This window comes from Vicinamibacteria bacterium (genome assembly GCA_035620555.1).
GTDB lineage: Bacteria > Acidobacteriota > Vicinamibacteria > Marinacidobacterales > SMYC01 > DASPGQ01.
On sequence record DASPGQ010000251.1, the window covers coordinates 1 to 5,597 of the forward strand.

Below are 5,597 nucleotides of genomic sequence, written 5' to 3' on the forward strand. Positions count from 1 at the left end.
GAGACCGAAGAGCCACGGACCCGTTTCGCCCGTCGAAGGATAGTGCCATCCCCCGAGCTTTCCCGCGGCCTGGAGCTCTTCGAGCCGCAGGCGGAGCATCCGCTGCACATCTTCGATGCTGAGGGCCTCCTCGAGATTGACGGCGTAATGCTGCTGAAAGCCCAGGTCGCGAACGTGGATATGGGTCTCATTGAGGCCCGGTATGACGGATTTTCTCGCGAGGTCGATCACCCGGGTCACGGGGCCGATCCACCTCTCGATATCCGCGCTCGAACCGACGGCGACGATACGCTCTCCGTCGATCGCGATGGCCTCGGCGGTGTGGCGCGAGTCGTCCATCTTGAGAATGATGCCGTTTCGCAGAACGAGATCGGCGCCCGAGTCGGGCTGTGAGACAGCGAGACTCGCGACGAGCAAGGAACCGGCAAGCGAGCTCGATCGAATCATGGCGCATGGTAACCTAACTTGACCTAACTGCAGGCGGGCGACTATGTTCGCGTGATGGCGCGACGATCTTTTCCAGCGGTCGTCTCGACGATTCTCCTTTCGGCCTGTGCTTCTCCGCGTTCGCCCGACGGATCGCCCCGTACCGAGATCGCCATCAACTCCGGGATGGGGACTCAGTACGTACAGGCGGCGGCGGTTGCCGCCATGGTCGAAAAACACACACCGCTGATGGCCTTCGTCGAGCCGACGAAATCGCACGTCGCGGCGATGCCTCTCTTCCAGAAACGGGAGCTCGACTTCATCTTCGTGAGCCAGGCGGAAATGGCTCTCGCGAACCGGGGCGCGGAGTACTACGAGAGCGTGGGGCCCACTCCCATCCGTGTCGTGGCCGCCGGGGTCGAGATCATGTTCGCTTTCTTCACCAGCCCCCGCTCCGGAATCTCGCGGCTCGAGGACCTCGCGGGCAGGAAGGTGATGTGGGATACGAAGAGCAGCGGAGTCTTCTACTGGGCGGCCAAGCACGTGCTCGACTGTTACGGGCTCCACGACACGATCGTCTCGATCCCCTCGCCGTCGCCGGAGGATCGGGCCGAAGCGCTGAAGGCAGGGCGGGTGGACGCCTACTCCTGCTCGACGCAGTATCAGGCCATGGAGATCCTCCATAGCTCGGTCGGATTCGAGATGCTTGATATCCCCGAGGATTGTGCCCTCGAAGTGAACCGCAAATATCCCTCGGTCTATCCCGCCGTCTGTCCCAAAGGCTACAACGGCGGCATGGTGACCCGGGACGTTCCCGTGCTCGCCGCGAGCACCGCGCTCCAGGCACGAGCCGATCTCGAAGACGACGTGGTGTACCAGGTTCTCGAAGCGATCTACGATCATTTCGACGAGTTCGCTCAGGCCCATCCGTCGCTTCGCGATATGCACATCGACCGCGCGGTGGCACTCCACTCGATCGTCCCCTACCACCCGGGTGCCATTCTTTTCTACCGGGACCGCGGCGTGTGGTCCGACGAGGCCCAAGCCATGCAGGAGCGTCTTCTCGACGAGCTTTCCCCGAGCGAATGAGCGCACCTCGCAGGCTGTCTCGCGGGACGAGCGCCTTCGTCGTCTTCTACTTTCTCTACGAGCTCGCCTATCTCCTCGGTGCCTTCTCGACTCGCTACTTCTTCGTGCTCGAGGAGAGCCATCGCGCCGTGAGCCTCGCGGGGATCATCGTTCTCACCTTTCTCCTCGCACGCGCCCGAAGGACCGATGTGGGTCCCGTCCCCACGTACGACTACGTCCTCATGGGAATCGGTGTGATCGGGTGTCTCTACATCGCCCCGACGTCGCGCATCATCGAGCTTCAGACGGCGGCTCCCCAGGCCAGACCGCTCGAGATGTTGATGGGCATCGCCACGATCGTCGTTTTATTAGAGGGCACCCGGCGGGTCTCCGGCACGGTGCTGCCCGTCCTCCTGCTTGTCTCCATTTTCTACGCGCTTTTCGCGGATCGCTTTCCCGGATTTCTTTACGGGCGCGGACACTCGCTGGATCGCGTGATCGGCGAGCTGTATCTCTCGGTCGAGGGGATTTTCGGCAGCGTCATGAGCCTGTGGACCCGAATCCTCGTGGTCTTCGTTCTCTTCGGAGGGTTCCTGCAGGTCTCGGGAGCGGGAAAGTTCTTCATCGATCTCGCCCTTTCCGTTGCCGGCCATTTGCCAGGTGGGCCGGCCAAGGTTGCGGTCATCGCGAGCGGGCTCTTCGGCACGGTGAGCGGAAGCGCGGCCGCCGACGTCGCGACGACCGGCGTGGTTACCATTCCTCTCATGAAGCAGTCCGGTTACCGCCCGGCCTTCGCGGGCGCGGTGGAGGCGGTCGCGTCGACGGGCGGCATCCTCCTGCCACCGATGATGGGGATGGTCGCTTTCCTGGTCGCTGAGTTTCTCGATATCCCTTATCTTCAGGTTTGCCTCGCCGCGGCCATTCCCGCCGCCCTCTATTATGGAAGCCTCTACGCGCTCGTGGATCTCGAGGCCCGCCGCGCCGGCCTCCGTGGGCTTCCGAAATCGGAGCTTCCCCCGTTATCGAAGACCCTTGCCGAAGGTTGGCACTTTCTCGTTCCCCTCGTCGTGCTCGTCATCACCCTTGCGGTGTTTCGTTATCCTCCGGGCAAGAGCGCCCTCTATGCGATCGGGGCGCTCCTGCTCGTGACGTTGCCCTGGAAGTCGACGCGATTCACCGGGACCCGGCTGGTGAGCGCCTTCGAGAGAGCCGCTCGAACCTCTCTCGTCATCGGGATCATCTGCGGCTCCGTGGGGATTCTCATCACGAGTCTCGCTATCACCGGGGCGACGCTGCGCGGCGCGATCCTGCTCGTCGAGGCTTCGGGAGGGCACTTGCTGTTGCTCCTCGCACTGACGGCGTTCGCCTCGCTTCTCCTCGGAACGGGCGTACCGGCGATCGGCTCCTACGTGCTCCTGGCCACCACGGTGGCGCCGGCCATTACCGAGCTCGGCGTTCCCGTCATCGCGGCGCATCTCTTCGTGCTCTACTGGGGTATCAGCCACGTCATCACACCGCCGGTAGGAGGGGCCCTCTATATCGCCTCCTCGTTTTCCGGAGTCGACATCTGGCGACAGGGCTTCGAGGCGATGAAGCTCGGGATCGGCCTGTTCGCCGTCCCTTTCATCTTCTGCTACCACCCCGAGCTCTTGATGATCGGCGCTCCGGGGGAGATTTTGTGGCGTTGCCTTGTCGCGGCCGTTGCCATGCTTGCCGTGGCGGCGGCTCTCGTCGGCTACCTGCGCGCCCGGCTCACCGGCTGGCAGCGAGGACTTCTCGGGGCCGCCGCCGTCTCTCTCATCGTCGGAAGCCCTCTTGCGATCGGTGCCGGAGCGGCTGCCATCGCGGGGCTTCTCGTGCGGCAGCAGGTCTCGATGCGGACCGTCGAGATATAGGATAATCTCATGAAGATCGACGTCTTCGCTCACGTTCTGCCGGCAAGGTATCTCGAGGAGAGGAACCGCAGAGCGGGCGCCGCTTTCAGCTCCCAGTACCGCAAGTACTCGAGCGCGGTGCCCGCCCTCCACGACCTCGACGCGCGTTTTCGGGTCATGGACCAGTTCCCCGACGTCGTGCAGCTCCTCACAATCGCGGGGCCCAACATCGAGAGCATCACGAAGCCCGCGGACACGGTAGAGCTCGCACGCATGGCCAACGACGAAATGGCCGATCTCGTTGGGAAATATCCCGATCGCTTCGTTGGCGCGGTCGCGTGCCTTCCCATGAACGACATCGAGGCGACCTTGAGAGAATCGGAGCGCTCGATCGAGAAGCTGGGCTTCCACGGTGTGGAAATATTCACCGATGTCAACGGGAGACCCGTCGACTCCCCCGAGTTTCGGCCGCTCTACGAGCTCATGGTGTCCTACGATCTGCCGGTCGTCCTCCACCCGCGAAGAACCGACCAGACGCCCGACTACCCCGGAGAGGAGAAATCCAAATACCTCGTGTACACGAACTTCGGCTGGCCCTACGCTACTTCGGTGGCGATGGCCCGCCTCGCTTTCGGCGTCCTCGTGGACCTTCCGACACTCAAAGTGCTCACCCATCACGGCGGCGGAATGATCCCGTACTTTCACAAGCGGGCCGAGTTCTCCTGGGACCTGCACCGCGCCCACATGGGCTATCAGAGCGACGGGCGGAACCTCGAGAGGGAGCCCCTCGATTACTACCGGATGTTCTACTGCGACACCGTGCTCCAGGGAAACACGGCCGCTCTCATGTGCGCTCTCGCCTTCTTCGGGGAGGATCACATGCTCTTCGCTACCGATGCTCCATACGATGATCGGATGGGGGAGAGACTCTATCGGGAAACGATTGCCTCGGTCGAGGCCATGGAGATCGGCGCGAGCGCTCGCAAGAAAATCTACGAGGAAAACGCGCGGAAGCTTTTTCGTCTGAAGATATGATGGGTCGTCTGAGGTTATTCAGGCTCGCGATGGGGTCGGGTTTGGCTAACGAGTCTGCTCTGCGGGCGACTCCCCATCCACTTTTCCAATCCATTTCACCCAGGGCAGCCGCTCTCTAACTGAATTGTAAAAGCGCTCGTCCCCGGTCCAGAGCTCGCATCGATGGCGTTCTGCGAGCGCCAGGTAGTGACAGTCGTAGGTGTTCGGGCGACGGTGCTCGTCCGCCAGCGCCAGAGCGCGTGAAGGGAGGCTCGCCTCCTCGACGAGATCGATCGGAAACGCGAGAGCGACGGAGAGCGCGGCTTGCGCCGTGCTCAGATCCATCTCCGCGCGGCGAACGCGCTTGTAGATGGCGTTCGTCACCTCCGCCACCAGGAGGCAGGGAGCCATCATGCGCGTATTCTCTTCGGCCCACCGCGAGGCGCGGCGAAGCGCGGCCTCGCTCAGTGGCTCGGGCACCGACCACATCGTCGCCAGACTCGCGTCAACGACGACTTCCACTACGGACACCTCGCTCGCCCCTCGCGTTTTCGATCAGCTCCGCCGAGCTGACCTGGAAGACCTTCCCGCCGAAGACCGTAGCCTGGAAGCGGCGGGCTCGCCGCACGGCTTCACCAAGCCTGCTCGCCCGGTCTTGTTCTTCGTCGATCATCCCTTGGGCCTCTTTGGCAAGCTGGGTCGCGATCGCTCGAACGCAGTATTCCGAAATCGAGATATCGTGCTTCGCGGCCGCGGACTTCACCCGCCGTCGCATCGCCCGATCGGGCAGGTAAATGTTGAGGCGCGCGCCATCCTTCCGTTGCTTCTCCATGAACCCAGAGTAACACTAAAGCGCTAAGGTGTCGCGCCCGACTCATTGGTCCGGCTGCGGGTTCCTGCAAGGGGCTCTTGAACCCTTCGCCCGTTGGGCGACGATGTTCGCCGCGATCGCAAGATATTATCTCGATGTCTTCGTCCTGGCGGCTTGTGCTTTCCCACACCTTTCGGCTGGATCGCCTCGAACGAGGTCCTCATCAACTCCGGAATGGGCATCATACGTGCAGCCGTTGGTGCGGTCGTGGAAAGACACACACACCTGATGGCCTTCGTCGAGCCCAAGAAGCCGCACGCCGCAACGATGCCCCTTCTCCAGAAAGGAGAGCCTCTTGCACCGCTCTCCTGCCCGCGATCGACTCTTCGGCGAAGACCGCTCTT

6 protein-coding genes are annotated in these 5,597 nt (G+C 62.8%); 3 read left to right on the forward strand and 3 right to left on the reverse strand.

What is annotated here, in order from left to right; translation table 11 throughout:
- Positions 1-447 (reverse strand): hypothetical protein (locus tag VEK15_10565; GenBank protein ID HXV61127.1); only part of this gene is annotated, 447 nt, incomplete at its 3' end.
- Positions 448-501: 54 nt separating this feature from the next.
- On the opposite strand from VEK15_10565, the gene VEK15_10570 reads away from it, so the two are divergent.
- The 3 genes from VEK15_10570 to VEK15_10580 are packed head-to-tail and all read left to right on the forward strand — an operon-like array spanning position 502 to position 4,403.
- Complete coding sequence (locus tag VEK15_10570; protein HXV61128.1) at positions 502-1,515, forward strand: TAXI family TRAP transporter solute-binding subunit; 1,014 nt, start codon at positions 502-504, stop codon at positions 1,513-1,515.
- Complete coding sequence (locus VEK15_10575; protein ID HXV61129.1) at positions 1,512-3,389, forward strand: TRAP transporter fused permease subunit; 1,878 nt, start codon at positions 1,512-1,514, stop codon at positions 3,387-3,389. Before VEK15_10570 ends, VEK15_10575 begins: the two co-directional genes overlap by 4 nt.
- A gap of 9 nt (positions 3,390-3,398) precedes the next feature.
- Positions 3,399-4,403: an amidohydrolase family protein gene (locus tag VEK15_10580; protein ID HXV61130.1), complete on the forward strand. Its 1,005-nt coding sequence runs from the start codon at positions 3,399-3,401 to the stop codon at positions 4,401-4,403.
- Between the two features lie 45 nt (positions 4,404-4,448).
- Here the strand turns inward: VEK15_10580 and VEK15_10585 are convergent, their stop codons facing one another.
- Positions 4,449-4,904, reverse strand: coding sequence for a type II toxin-antitoxin system VapC family toxin (locus tag VEK15_10585; protein ID HXV61131.1), 456 nt, complete (start codon positions 4,902-4,904; stop codon positions 4,449-4,451).
- Positions 4,888-5,214 (reverse strand): hypothetical protein, encoded by a 327-nt coding sequence (locus tag VEK15_10590; protein ID HXV61132.1) that lies wholly within the window; start codon positions 5,212-5,214, stop codon positions 4,888-4,890. The genes VEK15_10585 and VEK15_10590 overlap by 17 nt, the downstream gene beginning before the upstream one ends.
- Between the last annotated feature and the right edge of the window lie 383 nt (positions 5,215-5,597).